General features: G+C 64.5%; 13 protein-coding genes. 3 read left to right on the plus strand and 10 right to left on the minus strand.

Annotated elements, in window-relative coordinates:
• Positions 1–48 precede the first annotated feature (48 nt).
• From DFR52_RS03110 to gyrA, 3 genes are all read right to left on the minus strand, one after another.
• Positions 49–762, minus strand: coding sequence for a helix-turn-helix transcriptional regulator (locus tag DFR52_RS03110; protein WP_110030436.1), 714 nt, complete (start codon positions 760–762; stop codon positions 49–51).
• A gap of 113 nt (positions 763–875) precedes the next feature.
• Complete coding sequence (locus DFR52_RS03115; RefSeq protein WP_110030437.1) at positions 876–2,972, minus strand: putative bifunctional diguanylate cyclase/phosphodiesterase; 2,097 nt, start codon at positions 2,970–2,972, stop codon at positions 876–878.
• A 360-nt stretch (positions 2,973–3,332) separates the two neighbouring features.
• On the minus strand, positions 3,333–6,206 hold the full coding sequence (gyrA, locus tag DFR52_RS03120; RefSeq protein ID WP_110030438.1) for a DNA gyrase subunit A: 2,874 nt from the start codon (positions 6,204–6,206) through the stop codon (positions 3,333–3,335).
• 204 nt (positions 6,207–6,410) lie between these two features.
• Between gyrA and DFR52_RS03125 the strand changes: the two genes are divergently transcribed.
• Positions 6,411–7,040 (plus strand): MarC family protein, encoded by a 630-nt coding sequence (locus DFR52_RS03125; RefSeq protein ID WP_110030439.1) that lies wholly within the window; start codon positions 6,411–6,413, stop codon positions 7,038–7,040.
• A gap of 368 nt (positions 7,041–7,408) precedes the next feature.
• Here the strand turns inward: DFR52_RS03125 and DFR52_RS03130 are convergent, their stop codons facing one another.
• The 3 genes from DFR52_RS03130 to DFR52_RS03140 all read right to left on the minus strand — a co-directional run bounded on the left by DFR52_RS03130 (position 7,409) and on the right by DFR52_RS03140 (position 8,913).
• Positions 7,409–7,849, minus strand: a complete 441-nt coding sequence (locus tag DFR52_RS03130; protein ID WP_110030440.1) for a VOC family protein — start codon at positions 7,847–7,849, stop codon at positions 7,409–7,411.
• Between the two features lie 186 nt (positions 7,850–8,035).
• Positions 8,036–8,293: a hypothetical protein gene (locus tag DFR52_RS03135; protein WP_110030441.1), complete on the minus strand. Its 258-nt coding sequence runs from the start codon at positions 8,291–8,293 to the stop codon at positions 8,036–8,038.
• 101 nt (positions 8,294–8,394) lie between these two features.
• Positions 8,395–8,913: a single-stranded DNA-binding protein gene (locus DFR52_RS03140; protein WP_110030442.1), complete on the minus strand. Its 519-nt coding sequence runs from the start codon at positions 8,911–8,913 to the stop codon at positions 8,395–8,397.
• Between the two features lie 326 nt (positions 8,914–9,239).
• Here DFR52_RS03140 and uvrA point away from each other — a divergent pair, with 326 nt between their 5' ends.
• Positions 9,240–12,161: an excinuclease ABC subunit UvrA gene (gene uvrA, locus DFR52_RS03145; RefSeq protein WP_110030443.1), complete on the plus strand. Its 2,922-nt coding sequence runs from the start codon at positions 9,240–9,242 to the stop codon at positions 12,159–12,161.
• Entirely contained in the window at positions 12,158–12,661 is a 504-nt protein-coding gene (locus DFR52_RS03150; RefSeq protein ID WP_110030444.1) for a hypothetical protein, read from the plus strand. The genes uvrA and DFR52_RS03150 overlap by 4 nt, the downstream gene beginning before the upstream one ends.
• Positions 12,662–12,676: 15 nt before the next feature.
• Here DFR52_RS03150 and DFR52_RS03155 read toward each other — a convergent pair whose 3' ends face one another.
• The 4 genes from DFR52_RS03155 to DFR52_RS03170 all read right to left on the minus strand — a co-directional run bounded on the left by DFR52_RS03155 (position 12,677) and on the right by DFR52_RS03170 (position 15,852).
• Positions 12,677–13,048 carry a type II toxin-antitoxin system VapC family toxin gene (locus DFR52_RS03155; RefSeq protein WP_342587890.1) on the minus strand — a complete coding sequence of 124 codons (372 nt, stop codon included), beginning with the start codon at positions 13,046–13,048 and terminating at the stop codon, positions 12,677–12,679.
• A 15-nt stretch (positions 13,049–13,063) separates the two neighbouring features.
• Positions 13,064–13,639, minus strand: a complete 576-nt coding sequence (locus tag DFR52_RS03160) for a type II toxin-antitoxin system Phd/YefM family antitoxin (RefSeq protein WP_245415170.1) — start codon at positions 13,637–13,639, stop codon at positions 13,064–13,066.
• Between the two features lie 94 nt (positions 13,640–13,733).
• Positions 13,734–14,690 (minus strand): hypothetical protein, encoded by a 957-nt coding sequence (locus DFR52_RS03165; protein ID WP_110030446.1) that lies wholly within the window; start codon positions 14,688–14,690, stop codon positions 13,734–13,736.
• Between the two features lies 1 nt (position 14,691).
• Complete coding sequence (locus DFR52_RS03170; RefSeq protein WP_110030447.1) at positions 14,692–15,852, minus strand: hypothetical protein; 1,161 nt, start codon at positions 15,850–15,852, stop codon at positions 14,692–14,694.
• Positions 15,853–15,930 lie beyond the last annotated feature (78 nt).

A 15,930-nucleotide genomic window follows, 5' to 3' on the forward strand; every position in this document is an offset into this window, starting at 1 on the left:
TCCTTGATGACCAGGCCCCGTTCGGGCACGAGTGGAGAATAGAGGCAGCTACTGACATTTTTTGTCAGTATTCTCATGCCGATCCCTGCCGCGCTGTTCCCGCCACGCCTTCTGCAGCACGGCGCGGCGCTCGGGGTAGCGGGCCGCCTGGACTTCCAGACCGATGATCCGGTCAGTGCGGAAATTGCGGAAATCCTGCCTCAGCTCACACCAGGCCACGACGATGCGAACGCGGTCGAAGAAGGCCAGCGCGATCGGCCAGATGATGCGCTCGGTGGTGTTGCCGGCCTGGTCGGCATAGGAAATGCAGAGCTTGCGCTCGCGCCGGATCGACTCGCGGATCGACGGCAGATCGGCATCGCCCGCCGAAATCCGGTCGCCGGGACCGATCATCAGCGAGGAGGCGTCAAGACCCTCGCGGAGATCGGGCGGCAGCACCGCGGCGATCTTGGCCAGCGCATTGCGCGCAGCCTGGCCGAGGGGCTGGTCGGCGCGTTCCGACACCCAGCGCGAGCCGAGCACCAGCGCCTCGATCTCGTCCTCGGTGAACATCAGCGGCGGCAGCATGAAGCCGGGACGCAGGACATAGCCGACGCCGGCTTCGCCGTCGATCGACGCGCCCTGCCCGCGCAACGTGTCGATGTCGCGGTAGATCGTGCGAAGCGCCACGCCGAGTTCGGCGGCAAGCGACGCACCGCTGACCGGATGGCGGTGGCGGCGAAACACCTGGATCAGGTCAAGCAGGCGCTGGGCACGGGACAAGGCAGGCTCCGGATCGGATGGCGTCCCCGCAGCATAGCAGACAATCCTGCCAGAATCTGTCAGGTATGGTTGAGGTCGAGGTTCCTGTTGCGAGCAGGCGCGCCATCCGCCCTTCATCCCAGGCGGCGTGCTCGCGGACCGGACTTGAACGCCTTCGGTTCACCGCCGGACAGATTTCCGCCGGGCTTGGCGACGATGTGGCCTTCATCCAGCAGCTGCTGCAGGGGCGCCGGGCGGCCGAGCAGAAAGCCCTGCGCCTCGTCACAGCCTTCCAGCCGCAGCAGTTCCAATTGCCCTGCGGTCTCGATGCCCTCAGCCAGCACCGGGATTGACAGGCTCTTGCCGAGCGCCAGCACGGCGCGGATGATCGCCTTGGCTTGCGGACTGGATTCCACTTCGCTCATGAAGGAGCGGTCGAGCTTGATCTTGTCGAACGGAAATGACCGCAGCGTGTCGAGAGAGGAGTATCCGGTGCCGAAATCGTCGAGCGCGATGCTCACGCCCAGCGCCCGGATCTGGCGCAGCATGTGCAGAGAGCGGTCCCGGTCGGCGAAAATCGTCGTTTCCGTCAGCTCCAGCTCCAGCTGCGACGGCGACAGCCCGGAAGCGAGCAGCGCTTCCACCACGAGTTTGGGCAGGTCCGAATGGGCGAACTGTACCGGCGAGAGATTGATCGCCACCTTGTAGGGCGGCTCCCAGCTCGCCGCGCGAAGGCAGGCCTCCGTCAACACCCAGGCGCCAAGCTTGAGGATCAGTCCGCTTTCCTCGGCCAGCGGAATGAATTCGGCGGGGGAGATATTACCGAGCCGCGGATGCCGCCACCGCAGCAGTGCCTCGTAGCCGGTGATCTGCCCTGTCGAGATCGAAGTCTGCACCTGGTAATGGATGTCGAGTTCCCTGTTCTCCAGCGCTTCTCGCAGGTCGCTTGCGAGATGACGCCGCGCCCTCACCGTCTCGTCCATGACCTGATCATAGAAGCACACCGCCGACGTGATGTCGGCCTTTGCCCGGTACATGGCGAGGTCGGCATTGCCGATCAGGCTTTGCAGGTCATCGGCGTTCTCGGGGTAGACAGCGACGCCCAGGCTCGCGCCGGGAATGATTTCGAAGTCATCGATTTGGATCGGCGTGGACAGGGCACTTTCGATCCGATCGAGAAAGTCCAGCAGTCCGGCCTGATCCCGCATCGGCTGGATGGCGGCGAACTCGTCGCCACCCAGCCGTGCAACGAACTCGCCATCCTGAAGCAGGCCCTGCATCCGCGCGGCCAGCGCCTCCAGCACCTTGTCGCCGGCGGCATGGCCGCGCACATCGTTGATTTCCTTGAAGCGGTTGAGGTCGATCCCCACCAGCGCCACCCTGCTTCCGGCAGCATCGGCCTCGGTGAGGCTACTGGCGAGGCGGTCATTGAAGCTGGCCCGGTTGGGAAGTCCGGTCAGGTTGTCGTTCATGGCCATGTAACGCAGGCGTTCGACGGATTCGCCGCGCGCGCTCTTGTCGATGACCCAGCTGGCAAAGCCCGCGCCGACGACCAGCAGCGCCACGCCGGCAACCACCACCGCCAGCGCCTGCATCGCGGCCGGGTTGGAATAGGAGCCGTCGATCGTCATCGGCACCACCGAGAAGGCGGCCATGCCGGTGAAATGCAGGGTGACGATCGCCAGCACCAGCACACTGGCTGCGAGCATTTTCCTGCTCGGATGCACGGCGCGCAAGGCAATGTGGATCGCAGCCGCCGCCAGCATGACGCAGAGCAGGACGGAGGCGGTCAGGAACGTCGGATTCCAGGAGATGATCCCCTGCGGACGGTAGGCGGCCATGCCTGCATAATGCATCACGGCGACAGACAGCCCGACGACACCGCCGCCGATGCCCGGCGCGGACCGGCCCGATCCGCTGGTCGCCACGAAGAAGCCGAAGCCCGCGCCGCCAACGGCGATCAGCAGTGAAATGATGGTGAGTACCGGGTCGAAGCCGACGGGTACGCCGGGCTCATAGGCCAGCATGGCGATGAAATGGGTGCACCAGATTGCCGCGCCCGAGGCCAGCGCGGTCAGAAACAGCCATCCGGCGCGCTGCAGACCCGAGGTGCCGCTGGCCCGGTCGAACAGGCCGAGCACGTTCCAGGAGCCTAGCGCGCAGACCAGCGCCGCCACCAGAACCAACCAGATATTGTGGTCATTTTCAATGCAACCGAGAACCGTGAACATGCCATGCTTCCATCTAAATGCTGCACAGCAGATAGCCGTCAACATTTACAGAGTGCTTAAGATGAACGGACGAAAAGCTGAAATTCAGCAGATAGATAGAGGTTGCGCTCAAGCGTTGATTGACGCCGGTCCTGCAACCGCACGGCACTGGAAAAAGCGAGATCCTGACTGTCGCACGCCTCCAAGTCGCGGCAACATACCCACCCATGCCGGCCGGATGGAACAGAGGGACTTAGCACTGTATGCACGGCACTCGCCCGAGGGGGAGTCGGTGGCGCGGAGAGGCCAACGCATGGAGCGCGAGCAGCAAAAAACCGGGGATCTCTCCCCGGCTTTCATCCTGTGCACGCTGTTTGACAATCAGCCCTGCGGGTCTTCCTCGATGCCGTCATCCGGCAGATCCGCGGACGGTGAAGCATGGTCGCCGGCACCCGTGTCATCGCCTTCGGTAATCGCCGCGTCGGGTGCCGCAGCTCCCGCCTCGACCGCTTCCTCGACGGCGCTTTCCAAGTCCTCTTCCGTCTCCGGCTCGCTGATGCGGTCGACCGAGACCACGCGCTCGTCGGCGGCGGTGTTGAAGATGGTCACGCCCTTGGTGGCACGTCCGGCCATGCGGATGCCGCCGACCGGAACCCGGATCAGCGTGCCGCGATCCGACACCAGCATGATCTGGTCTCCCTGGTCGACCGGGAAGGCGGCGATCAGCGGGCCGATCTCGCCGGTCTTCGAGGTATCGGTGGCGCGGATGCCCTTGCCGCCGCGTCCCGAGATGCGGAACTCGTAGCTCGACGAGCGCTTGCCGTAACCTTTTTCACTGACGGTGAGGATGAATTGCTCGCGCGCCTTCATCTCCTCGTAGCGGCCGTCGTCAAGATCGGCGACCTCTGTCGGAGCGTCCTCGCCGACCAGCGCCACCTCCTCGATCTCCTCGCCGGTGACCGCCCTGCGCTCGGCCATGGCGCGCTTGAGATAGGCGGCGCGTTCGGCGGCCTCCGCGTCGACATGGTGGACGATGGTCATGGAGATGATCGAGTCGTCGCGGCCGAGCGTCATGCCCCGCACGCCGATCGAGTTGCGGCCGGCGAAGACGCGCACGTCATCGACCCGGAAGCGGATGCACTGGCCGAGCGCGGTCGTGAGCAGCACGTCGTCGAACTCGTTGCAGGTCTCGACATTGAGGATGGCGTCGCCTTCCTCGTCGAGCTTCATGGCGATCTTGCCGTTGCGGTTGACCTGGATGAAATCCGACAGCTTGTTGCGCCGCACGGTGCCGCGCGTGGTGGCGAACATCACGTCGAGATTGGCCCAGCTGTCCTCGTCCTCGGGCAGCGGCATGATCGAGGTGATGCGCTCACCCTTTTCAAGCGGCAGCATGTTGATGAGCGCCTTGCCCTTCGAGGTTGGCGTGCCGATCGGCAGCCGCCAGACCTTTTCCTTGTAGACGATGCCGCGCGAGGAGAAGAACAGCACCGGCGTGTGGGTGTTGGCGACGAACAGGCGGGTGACGAAATCCTCGTCGCGCGTCTGCATGCCGGAGCGGCCCTTGCCGCCGCGGCGCTGAGCCCGGTAGGTGTGAAGCGGCACGCGCTTGATGTAGCCGGCGTGGGAGACGGTGACCACCATGTCCTCGCGGGCGATCAGGTCCTCGTCTTCCATCTCCGGACCGCCCTCGACGATCTCGGTGCGCCGCGGCACGCCGAATTCGTCGCGCACGGCGATCAGCTCGTCCTTGACGATCTGCTGCACGCGAATGCGCGAACCGAGGATTTCCAGATAGTCGCGGATCTCCGCGCCGATCGTGTTGAGCTCGTCGCCGATCTCGTCGCGACCCAGCGCGGTCAGGCGGGCAAGGCGCAGTTCGAGAATGGCGCGCGCCTGCTCCTCGGAGAGGTTGTAGGTGCCGTCCTCGTTGATGCGGTGGCGCGGATCGTCGATCAGCAGGATCAGCGATTCCACGTCCATCGCCGGCCAGCGGCGCGTCATCAGTTCCTCGCGCGCGGTCGCCGGATCCGGCGCCTTGCGGATGAGCGCGATGATCTCGTCGATATTGGCAACCGCAATGGCGAGACCAACCAAGACATGGGCGCGGTCGCGCACCTTGCGCAGCAGGAACTTGGTGCGCTTGGTCACCACTTCCTCGCGGAAGGCGATGAAGGCCTTGAGCATGTCGATGAGCGTCATCAGCTCCGGCTTGCCGCCGTTGAGCGCCACCATGTTGACCCCGAACGAGGTCTGCAGCGGCGTGTAGCGGTAGAGCTGATTGATGATGACGTCGGTGTTGGCGTCGCGCTTGAGCTCGATGACCACCCGGTAGCCCTGGCGATCGGATTCGTCGCGCAGGTCGGAAATGCCCTCGATGCGCTTTTCGCGCACCAGTTCGGCCATTTTCTCGATCATCGACGCCTTGTTCACCTGATAGGGAACTTCGGTGATGATGATGGCTTCGCGGTCATTGCGCATTGGCTCGACATGGACGCGGCCGCGCATGACCACCGAGCCGCGGCCGGTCTCGAAGGCCTGGCGGATGCCGGCGCGGCCGAGAATGAGGCCGTTGGTCGGGAAGTCCGGACCCTTGATGATCTGCATCAGGTCGATGAGGTCCATCGCCGGATTGTCCATCAGCGCCATGCAGCCGTCGGCGATCTCGATGAGATTGTGCGGCGGGATGTTGGTGGCCATGCCGACCGCGATGCCGCCGGCGCCGTTGACCAGCAGGTTGGGAAAGCGGGTCGGCAGGACCTTCGGCTCGCTGCCCGAGGCATCGTAGGTATCCTGGAAGTCGACCGTCTCCTTGTCGATGTCCTCGATCATCGCATGCGCGACCTTGGCCATGCGCGATTCCGTGTATCGCATGGCAGCCGGAGGATCGCCGTCGATGGAGCCGAAATTGCCCTGGCCGTCGACCAGCATCAGGCTCATCGACCAGTGCTGCGCCAGCCGCACCATGGCGTCGTAGATCGACTGGTCGCCGTGCGGGTGATATTTGCCCATCGTGTCGCCGACGATGCGCGACGATTTCACGTAACGCCGGTTCCAGTGGTAGCCGCCCTCGTGCATGGCATGCAGGATGCGGCGGTGGACGGGCTTCAATCCGTCGCGGACATCGGGAAGCGCGCGACTGACGATCACGCTCATGGCATAATCGAGATAGGACCGCTGCATCTCGGTGATGATGTTCACCGGCTCGATGCCGGGGGTCAGCGGTCCGCTGCCGGGTGTTTTCTGGTCTGTCAACTTGGCTCACAATCAATGCCGGGAATCACTGCCGCCTGTATAGCGGAAACACTGCGCAACTGCCAATTTTCGAGCTGGTTTTACCCGCTCCGCGGCAGGTTTTCCCGCATTTCCGTGCCCCGGCGGGGGTTTCTCTTTCCTCCCGCCTCGTCTATGCCTCGAATTGAGACAATTCGGCGCGCTTGGCCGCCGGGGAGCCGCCCGATGACCCTCGACCTGATCATCAACGCCTTCGTGACCATCATCGTCATGTTCGACCCGCCCGGCCTTGCGGCGATCTTTCTCGGCCTGACGGTGGGCATGACCCGGGGCCAACGCATCCAGGTGGCGTTTCGCGGCACGGTGACGGCAGCGGCGATCCTGATCGTGGTGGCGCTGGCGGGAGCCGCCATCCTGAGCGTGCTCGGGATCACACTCGGCGCCTTCCGCATCGCGGGCGGCATTCTCTTGTTCTGGATCGCCTTCGAGATGATCTTTGAAAAACGCCACGAGCGCCAGGAGAAGAGCGCCGAGGTGGCCATCACCAAGGACCACATTTCCAACATCGCGGTGTTTCCGCTGGCCATCCCGCTGATTGCCGGTCCGGGCGCCATTTCCGCCATCATCCTGCTCGCCGGCTCGTTCGCCTCGCCGGTCGATCGGGCGGGACTGATCGGCGTCATCATCGGGGCATCCGTCGTCCTGTTCGGCACCCTGGTCCTCGCCGACTGGCTCGACCGCTATCTGGGCGCCACCGGCCGTGTCATCCTCACCCGGCTGCTCGGCGTGGTGCTGGCCGCGCTCTCGGTGCAGTTCGTTGTCGACGGCATCAAGCATGTCTTCATCGCCGGTTGAGGCGGCGCCGTCACAAACAACGCCCTGTGGCCTTCTCTCGCCTTTCGAGGCGTCCCGCAGAGCACTCTCCACACCGTCACCCTGGCCCCCGAGCTGCGGTCCAGCCACCGCGCGTCCGCGCGGTGAGAGGCTCCCTTCCTGCGGACGGTCCGATAGAGCCTCCCGGCTCGCGGACGCTCGCCCGCTGGATGCCTGATCAAGTCCGGCATGACGGCGGAGAGGGCAGCGTCCCCCTCCACCCGCATCCCGTGGCGGCCGCGCCGGCGGCCCTCGAAGGGCGAGGGTGAAGCCACCAGGCGGGGCCGGGCACAATGATGCCTGCCCGCCCCCACGCCCTGAGGGCGAGGCGGCGGCGCTGATCGCCCTGGTCAGGCCCGGGTCACCGGCTCCAGCGGCGCGAATGCCATCGGGTGATCGGCGGCAAACTGCACCAGGTCCCACAGATTGCCATAGAGATCGGAAAACACCGCAACAGTGCCGTAATCATAGGTGGCGGGAGGGCGGATGAACTCGACGCCCTTTTCCGTCATCGCCGCATGGTCGCGCCAGAAATCGTCGGTGGAGAGAAACAGGAACACCCGGCCGCCGGACTGGTGGCCGATGAAAGCCTCCTGCTCCGGCTTTGACGCACGCGCCAGCAGGATCGCGGTGCCGGCAGATCCGGGCGGCGCAACCACCACCCAGCGCTTGTTCTGGGCCGGTTGCGCGGTGTCCTCGACCAGCGTGAAGCCGAGCACGCCGGTGTACCAGGCAATCGCCTCGTCATAATCGCGCACCACCAGCGCCATGTGGCTTATCGTCTGTCGCATCGCACCGAGTTTCCCCTGATCATGGAAAGAACCGGATCTGCATCAACCCGCCGCCGAATTCCCGGATCACCGCGCCTCCGCTTTTCGGTGATCGGCACACGCGCCGAACCGTCCGGCTTCGCGCGCTGTCCCGCGACGGGCAAATTTCGCTTCGCCCGCATATGCTCACATCTGGTGGGCTCACATCTAGCGCGCCTTGAGAATCCGCTGCCAGATGGTGCCGCCGAGATATTTTCCGCCAATCCAGAAATAGGCGACGATCAGCGCAAAACACAGCAGTGCCGGTGCTCCGCTCAGGCTGAAGCCGTTGTCGGTAAGGCCGCCGAAAAGCGCGCCGACGATATAGCCAAGCATGAAGAACGCGGTGAGGAAGTCGAGAATCGCGGCCAGCACAATGCGCCAGTTCGATGGTCGTGCCGCCGGCGTCGCTGAAGTGTCGTCCATTCGCCATCCCCCAAATCACACAGATTGTGAGCCAGTCGGCTTTGCGCGCAACCCGCCGAACGCGAAATGGCCCGCAAGCTTTGCGCCTGCGGGCCTGATGATCAGAACGGAATATCGTCGTCGAGATCGCGGGACGAACCGCCGCCGCCGGACGGGCGTCCACCGCCACCCGATGAGCCGCCATAGTCGCCGCCGTAGTCGGGACCCGATGAGCCGCCGCCGGAGACGCGGCCACCGCCGCCGCCGCCACCACCGCCGCCGCCTTCACCGCGGCCGTCGAGCATGGTCAGGTTCCCGTTGAAGCCCTGCAGCACCACTTCGGTGGAATACTTGTCCACGCCCGACTGGTCGGTCCATTTCCGGGTCTGCAACTGGCCCTCGATGTAAACCTTGGCGCCCTTCTTCAGGTAGTTCTCGGCGATTTTGCAGAGGCCTTCGTTGAAGATCACCACCCGGTGCCACTCGGTCTTCTCGCGCCGCTCACCGGAATTCTTGTCGCGCCAGCTTTCCGATGTCGCAATCGACAGATTGGCGATCGGGCGACCGTCCTGGGTGCGCTTGATATCGGGATCGGCCCCGAGGTTGCCGATCAGAATGACTTTGTTGACGCTTCCCGCCATGATGTTCACCTTCCATAACAATTCAGGCGCGAGAGTTGCCGCGCCCCGTCCAGAGCTGTCGCCACACTACAGGATCGGTTCCATCGCATGCGATGGGTCCATGCCAATCCACAGGTGTTTTTTGTTCTTTATTTGTTCTAGTTTGTTGCTAAGCTCTTGTCAAGAGATTCGCTCGTCAAGGCGGACCCTCGCTCCCGATGGCCGTGATCAGTGTGGGCCGACACTCGACATTGAGCACCGGACCATTATCTAATGGCCGTGCCCGCGCTCGCTCCCACCTGCGCGCGGCATCGTCATGACGCAATTTCCATCCAATCGGCAGAGCTATGAGCGAACTGAAAACCATCTCCATCCGTGGCGCCCGCGAGCACAATCTCAAGGGCATCGATCTCGACCTGCCGCGCAACAGCCTGATCGTCATGACCGGCCTGTCGGGATCGGGCAAGTCCTCGCTCGCCTTCGACACGATCTATGCCGAGGGACAGCGACGCTATGTCGAGAGCCTGTCGGCCTATGCGCGCCAGTTCCTGGAAATGATGCAGAAGCCCGATGTCGACCAGATCGACGGCCTTTCGCCAGCGATCTCCATCGAGCAGAAGACGACGTCGAAGAACCCGCGCTCCACTGTCGGCACGGTCACCGAGATCTACGACTACATGCGGCTGCTGTTCGCCCGCGTCGGCGTGCCGTATTCGCCCGCCACCGGCCTGCCGATCGAGAGTCAGACCATCAGCCAGATGGTCGACCGGGTGCTTGATCTCGAGGAGGGCTCGCGACTCTATATCCTGGCCCCGATCGTGCGCGGCCGGAAGGGCGAGTACCGCAAGGAAATGGCCGACCTGATGAAGAAGGGATTTCAGCGCGTCAAGGTCGACGGCGCCTTCTACGAGATCGCCGACGTGCCGGCGCTCGACAAGAAATACAAGCACGACATCGACATCGTCGTCGACCGCGTCGTCGTCCGCCCCGACATCGCCTCGCGGCTCGCCGACAGCCTCGAGACCTGCCTGAAGCTGTCCGACGGCCTGGCGATCGCCGAATTCGCCGACAAGCCGCTGCCGGAAGGCGAGACCTCGGCCGGCGGCTCGGCCAACAAGTCGCTCAACGAGACCCATGAGCGGATGCTGTTTTCGGAGAAATTCGCCTGCCCGGTCTCCGGCTTCACCATTTCCGAGATCGAACCGCGGCTGTTCTCGTTCAACAGCCCGCACGGCGCCTGCCCGACCTGCGACGGGCTCGGCAGCCAGCAGCGCATCGACGAGGCGCTGATCGTGCCCGAGCCGCACCGCACGCTGCGCGACGGCGCCATCGCGCCCTGGTCAAAATCGAGTTCGCCCTATTACACCCAGACTCTCGAGGCGCTCGGCAAGCATTTCGGCTTCAAGATGGGCGACCGCTGGGTCGACCTGCCCTTCGAGGCGCAGCTCGCCATCCTGCACGGCACGGAAGACAAGGTCGACTTCCGCTACGACGACGGGTTGCGCGCCTACAACACGGCGAAGACCTTCGAGGGCATCATCCCCAATCTCGAGCGCCGCTGGAAGGAAACCGACAGCGCCTGGGCGCGCGAGGAGATCGAGCGTTACATGTCGGCCGCCCCCTGCCCGGTCTGCAACGGCTTCCGGCTCAAGCCCGAGGCGCTGGCGGTCAAAATCCACGGCCAGCACATCTCCGAGGTCACCCAGCTGTCGATCCGCAAGGCGGGCGCCTGGTTCGACGAACTGCCGACGCATCTCAGCGACAAGCAGAACGAGATCGCCGTGCGCATCCTCAAGGAAATCCGCGACCGGCTGAGATTTCTCAACGATGTCGGGCTCGACTATCTCACCCTGTCGCGCAATTCCGGCTCGCTGTCGGGCGGCGAGAGCCAGCGCATCCGGCTTGCCTCGCAGATCGGCTCGGGGCTCACCGGCGTGCTCTATGTGCTCGACGAGCCCTCCATCGGCCTGCACCAGCGCGACAATGCGCGGCTGCTGGTGACGCTCAAGCATCTGCGCGACATCGGCAACACCGTCATCGTCGTCGAGCATGACGAGGACGCGATCATGACGGCGGACTACATTGTCGACATCGGCCCCGCCGCCGGCATCCACGGCGGCGAGGTGGTTGCCAAGGGCACCGCCGCCGACATCATGGCCAATCCGAAGTCGCTGACCGGCCAGTATCTCTCCGGCGCGCTGGAGGTGGCCGTGCCGGCAGAGCGGCGGAAGCCCAAGAAAAAGAAGGAATTGCGCGTCATCGGCGCCCGCGGCAACAATCTCAAGAACGTCTCGGCCTCGATTCCGCTCGGCGTCTTCACCGCGGTGACCGGCGTGTCCGGCGGCGGCAAGTCCACCTTCCTCATCGAGACGCTCTACAAGTCTGCCTCGCGCCGCATCATGGGCTCGCGCGAACACCCCGCCGAGCACGACCGCATCGACGGCTTCGAGCACATCGACAAGGTCATCGATATCGACCAGTCGCCGATCGGGCGGACGCCGCGCTCGAACCCGGCCACCTATACCGGGGCCTTCACCCCGATCCGCGACTGGTTCGCCGGCCTGCCGGAGGCCAAGGCGCGCGGCTACCAGCCGGGCCGCTTCTCCTTCAACGTCAAGGGCGGCCGCTGCGAGGCCTGCCAGGGCGACGGCGTCATCAAGATCGAGATGCACTTTCTCCCTGACGTCTACGTCACCTGCGACGTCTGCCACGGCAAGCGCTACAACCGCGAGACGCTCGACGTCACCTTCAAGCACAAGTCGATCGCCGACGTGCTCGACATGACGGTCGAGGAAGGCGTCGAATTCTTCGCCGCCGTGCCCGCGGTGCGCGACAAGCTCAAATCGCTCGAGGGCGTGGGCCTCGGCTACATCAAGGTCGGCCAGCAGGCGAACACGCTTTCGGGCGGCGAGGCGCAGCGCGTCAAGCTCGCCAAGGAGCTGTCGAAGCGCTCGACCGGGCGCACGCTCTACATCCTCGACGAGCCGACGACGGGCCTGCATTTCCACGATGTCGCCAAGCTTTTGGAAGTGCTGCACGAACTGGTCGACCAGGGCAATTCGGTGGTGGTGATCGAACACAATCTCGAGGTCATCAAGACCGCCGACTGGGTCATCGACCTCGGCCCCGAGGGCGGCGACGGCGGCGGCGAGATCGTCGCCGAAGGCACGCCCGAACAGGTGGCCGCCGAGCCGCGGAGCTATACGGGCCAGTTCCTCAAGGAACTGCTGGAGCGTCGGCCCGGGAAGCGGGTGGAGGCTGCGGAGTGAATGAAGACGACCTTTGTCGGCTTTTCGCAGAGAAAATGGCAGCTTCAGAGGATTTCAAGAACTGGGTGCTCAGTCAGACGACGTTTGGCCAGCACCGCTTTGCGTCCCGCGTCTTGAAAGACGCGCAAATTCTGGCCCGTCCGAAAGTCAAACCGGAGAATTGGTGGCGGCATTGGTACTGGCAAATTCCCGAACTGGAAAAGGAACATGAAACCGATATTTTCCTTGTCTTGAAGAATACCGATTCCGGCGAATACTTTGCTCTGCACATCGAGAACAAGCTGAATAGCAAGTTGAGGCCCGGCCAAGCGGCAAGTTATAAGCCAAGGTCACTGCATGTGGCCGCGTTCGACACCCGCCTGCCGCATCGTGAAGCCACCACCATTCTACTGGCTCCGGCTCGTCTCTTCCAAGCGTGCTCGGAAGACGTTGCATTGTTCGACAGCGCAATTTCACACGAACAGGTCGCCGTCTTCATCAGCGAATTCGAAACCGGGTAGCACGGAAGGCTTACATTACCACACTGCCTGAACCGAGAACGCCGCGAATGCCGGATCATTGCTAACCAGCACCATGCCCTCGATTTCCGCTTGTGCCGCAAGCAGCCGATCGAAGGGATCGCGGTGTTTACCTGGCATGAGGCCAGCAAGAACGGCATGCGCCGCTGAGATGTCCACAACCGGATAGCCGAGTGACGTGAGGGTCGCCTCAAATGAAGTTGCGAAAGGACCGATATCGTTCCACTTACCAATCCGATATTTGGTTGCCGCCTCAAAGGCGGAGACCGCACTTGCAAACACGTCATTGTCAGGATCGGCGATCAGGTCACGGGCGCGACTGGGAAGATGCGGATCGTCGAGAAGCCACCCTGCAAGCGCATGGGGTATCGAGCAACAGCCTCATCAGGACTTCTTAAAGTCGGATGTCTCACCCTGCCCTTTCTCGGCATCGAAGGAACAGGAGCCCTCCCACGCCAGCAGTTCCGCTTCGGGCAAGGGATGGAAAAAGCTTTCGGGCAAGGTGAACTGGCCTTTGAGCGCACCGGGAATGCGCGGTCGTTTGGACTGGCTGGTCATTGGCACGACCCGGGCGACCGGCATTCCGTCCCGCGTAATGATGAATTCCCTGTTCGCACGGATCGATTCCGGCAATCCGTCGAGTTCGAGTGGACCGTCTTCCGCGAAGCCACCGCCGGACCAGGATTGCCGATTGATCCGATGACTGCGTCCAAGGTCGTCTTCATTCAGATTGCGCCCAGGAGAATGCGTCAGCCGATCGCCACCTTTCAGACCCTTAAGCAAACGCCCGAGCTCGCCCGGTCGGCGCGGATTGCGGGACTTGCCTTGTGGGGAGCCGGCAGAAACAAGTTTGGCTGTGGGCCCCCTGCCACGCGAAATCACCACCTCCTCACCGGCTTCCGCCCGGGCGACGAGCTGGTCGAGATCGGCCTTGGCCTGTTTGATTGTGACAGTAACCATGATCGAAATTTAGCCAGTTTCGAAGCCGGCATCAAGCAGACAGCGGAAGTCCCGTTCAGGAGCCGCAGCGTCCCCGCCTGCCCCTGAGCCGGCCCTACGGATCGCGTCCCGTCGGATGGCGGCCGATGCCGACGGCGGCGATCAGGCCGGAGGATGCCGAACCGGTCTTGTCGTCCTGGCAGTCGTTGCATTCGATCAATTGCACGCTGGCGATGTCGTGGATCTCGTTGTGCTGGTGGCTGGAATCAGTGACCCATCGGCCGGTCAGGGTCATGATGCAGCCCTTGGTGATGGCCTCGCCCTGCTCGTCGAAATCGCTCAGTTCGTCGGCGATCCAGCCGATGACGCCGCCGACTGCGGTGCCGGCCACGCCGCCCACCGCCGCGCCGACGAGGATGGCGATCGCCACCGCCAGCAGGCACAGGGCGGCGCCGATGCCGAAGGTCGCGAGACCCAGCGCCACGCAGATGGCGGCGCCGATCGCGGCCCCCGCCACCGCGCCGGCCACCGACCCGGCGGCGCCGCCGACGGCGGCATAATCGCCGATGTGCGAGCCGATCTCGCAATGCAGGCAGGGCTGCTTGGTGGCAGGATCGACGGTGGTCTCGGCCGGTCCGGCGCCGGGCGCGTCGCGGGTGCGGATCTCCTGCACGTCGAGGCCGGCGATGATCGGGCTGAGCAGCGCCAGCATCGACCCGCCGAGATTGAAGGTCCAGTCGTTGTCATGGAAGGGCGGCACCCCGCTGTTCTTGCCGGCGCAGAGGATGCAGCCGCTCATGGTGATGGTGCTCGGGTCCTGCACATGCAGCCGGTCGAACCAGTTGACCGCCCAGCCGACGAAAAATCCCACCACCGCGCCGGCAAGGGCCGCGATCAGGATGGCGGCAAAGGCCACGGCGAGCGCGCCGCCGACCAGGCCGGCAAGGCCGGCAGCTTCGAGAAAGGCGGCCAACCCGAAGGCTCCGGCGCCGCCGAAGACCCAGCCCAGAACCCGTCCGACGGCGGCATCGTTGTCGCCGGCGCCGTCATGCTCGGTGTCGCAGCCAGCCATCTCAGCCTCCCGTGGTGACGGTCAGGGTGACACCGCCGCTGGGCACTCCACCCTGCCAGACATTGACGTTGAAATGTCCGTCCGGCCCGGCGTCGTCCGGCGCATCGACCTCGAGCAGAACGTCGCGATAGGCCTCTCCCGGCTGGAAAACGAAGCTTGACGGCGTCACCCGGGCGTTCCACAGCGGGCCCACGCCGGTGAACGCGGTCATGGGATCGAAATCCTTGCCGGTCTTGTCCTCGAACCGGTAGGAATCGACCTCGATGCGCACGAGGTGGCAGTCGGTCCGGTCGGTGCGCGGGTCGCGGGCGCGGCGGGCATTGGAGCGCCGGCGGATCCAGGCGTAGACCGATTCCACCAGCAGTCCGAGCACTGCGCCCGCCGCATAGCCCACCGCCATCATCGCCAGGCCCCGCAGCGGCACCGCCAGTGCGGTCGTGGGCTGGGCCATGTCGGCGTGGCTCCCGCCGGCATGGGTCGCCAGCAGGGCCGCCACCGCGCCGATCACCGCCCAGCCGAGAAACACCCGGTGCGGCCTGAGCCAGGGGCCGCCGCCCTCCTCCACCTTCGGACAGTCACCGGGATAGCGGTTGAAGATGCGGACGTCGCGCGCCACCGGCGACTGCGCGGCGTAGACCTGGGTGTTGTTCCAGCCGCGGTTGTTGGAGGGATTGCCATCGTCGGGATGGCTGAGCTCGACCTCGATGCAGTAGTGGCCGGGCGTGTCCGGCGTGGTCCATTTCGTCGTCACCACATCCGTCCCCGGCCAGACCGGCACGTTTGCGGCGGCCACGGCGATGAGGTGCCTGACCTGGCCGCCGGCGCCGAACTCGATCCAGCGGATGTCGACCGCCGTGCCGTTGGCTGGCTTGTCGCGGGAGGAATTGTGCACCGTCACCTCGACATCGTAGGTCGTGCCGACTGTCAGATTGTAGGTGTACTGCTCGACGCCGTTGAGAAAGATCCGCACATCCGGATTGTCCCAGGTGACCGGCTTGCCGAGCTGCATCAGCAGGAACTGGTCATAGATGCAGGGATCAGGCTTGCGGGCGATGTGCCCAGGGATGACGACGCAGGGATCGCCCTCCGGCGTCTTTTCGCGCTCGAGGATCTCCCAGATCCTGCATAGGACGCAGCCGGGCCAGCGGCGCTTTGCCGCCACCGCGCCGGAGTCCTTCCTTCCGCCACAACATCCCATGATCGACCTCCGCGCCGGGGGATGAGAAAGCCGAATGCCATT

This window comes from Hoeflea marina (genome assembly GCF_003182275.1).
Lineage (GTDB): Bacteria > Pseudomonadota > Alphaproteobacteria > Rhizobiales > Rhizobiaceae > Hoeflea > Hoeflea marina.

Excerpts from the sequence above, each read along its gene's own strand:
- DFR52_RS03135 (WP_110030441.1), bottom strand. The coding sequence starts at position 8,293 with ATGGACGACACTTCAGCGACGCCGGCGGCACGACCATCGAACTGGCGC.
- uvrA (WP_110030443.1), top strand. The coding sequence starts at position 9,240 with ATGAGCGAACTGAAAACCATCTCCATCCGTGGCGCCCGCGAGCACAAT.
- DFR52_RS03130 (WP_110030440.1), bottom strand. The coding sequence starts at position 7,849 with ATGCGACAGACGATAAGCCACATGGCGCTGGTGGTGCGCGATTATGAC.
- DFR52_RS03160 (WP_245415170.1), bottom strand. The coding sequence starts at position 13,639 with ATGGTTACTGTCACAATCAAACAGGCCAAGGCCGATCTCGACCAGCTC.
- DFR52_RS03125 (WP_110030439.1), top strand. The coding sequence starts at position 6,411 with ATGACCCTCGACCTGATCATCAACGCCTTCGTGACCATCATCGTCATG.
- DFR52_RS03140 (WP_110030442.1), bottom strand. The coding sequence starts at position 8,913 with ATGGCGGGAAGCGTCAACAAAGTCATTCTGATCGGCAACCTCGGGGCC.
- DFR52_RS03115 (WP_110030437.1), bottom strand. The coding sequence starts at position 2,972 with ATGTTCACGGTTCTCGGTTGCATTGAAAATGACCACAATATCTGGTTG.
- DFR52_RS03165 (WP_110030446.1), bottom strand. The coding sequence starts at position 14,690 with ATGGCTGGCTGCGACACCGAGCATGACGGCGCCGGCGACAACGATGCC.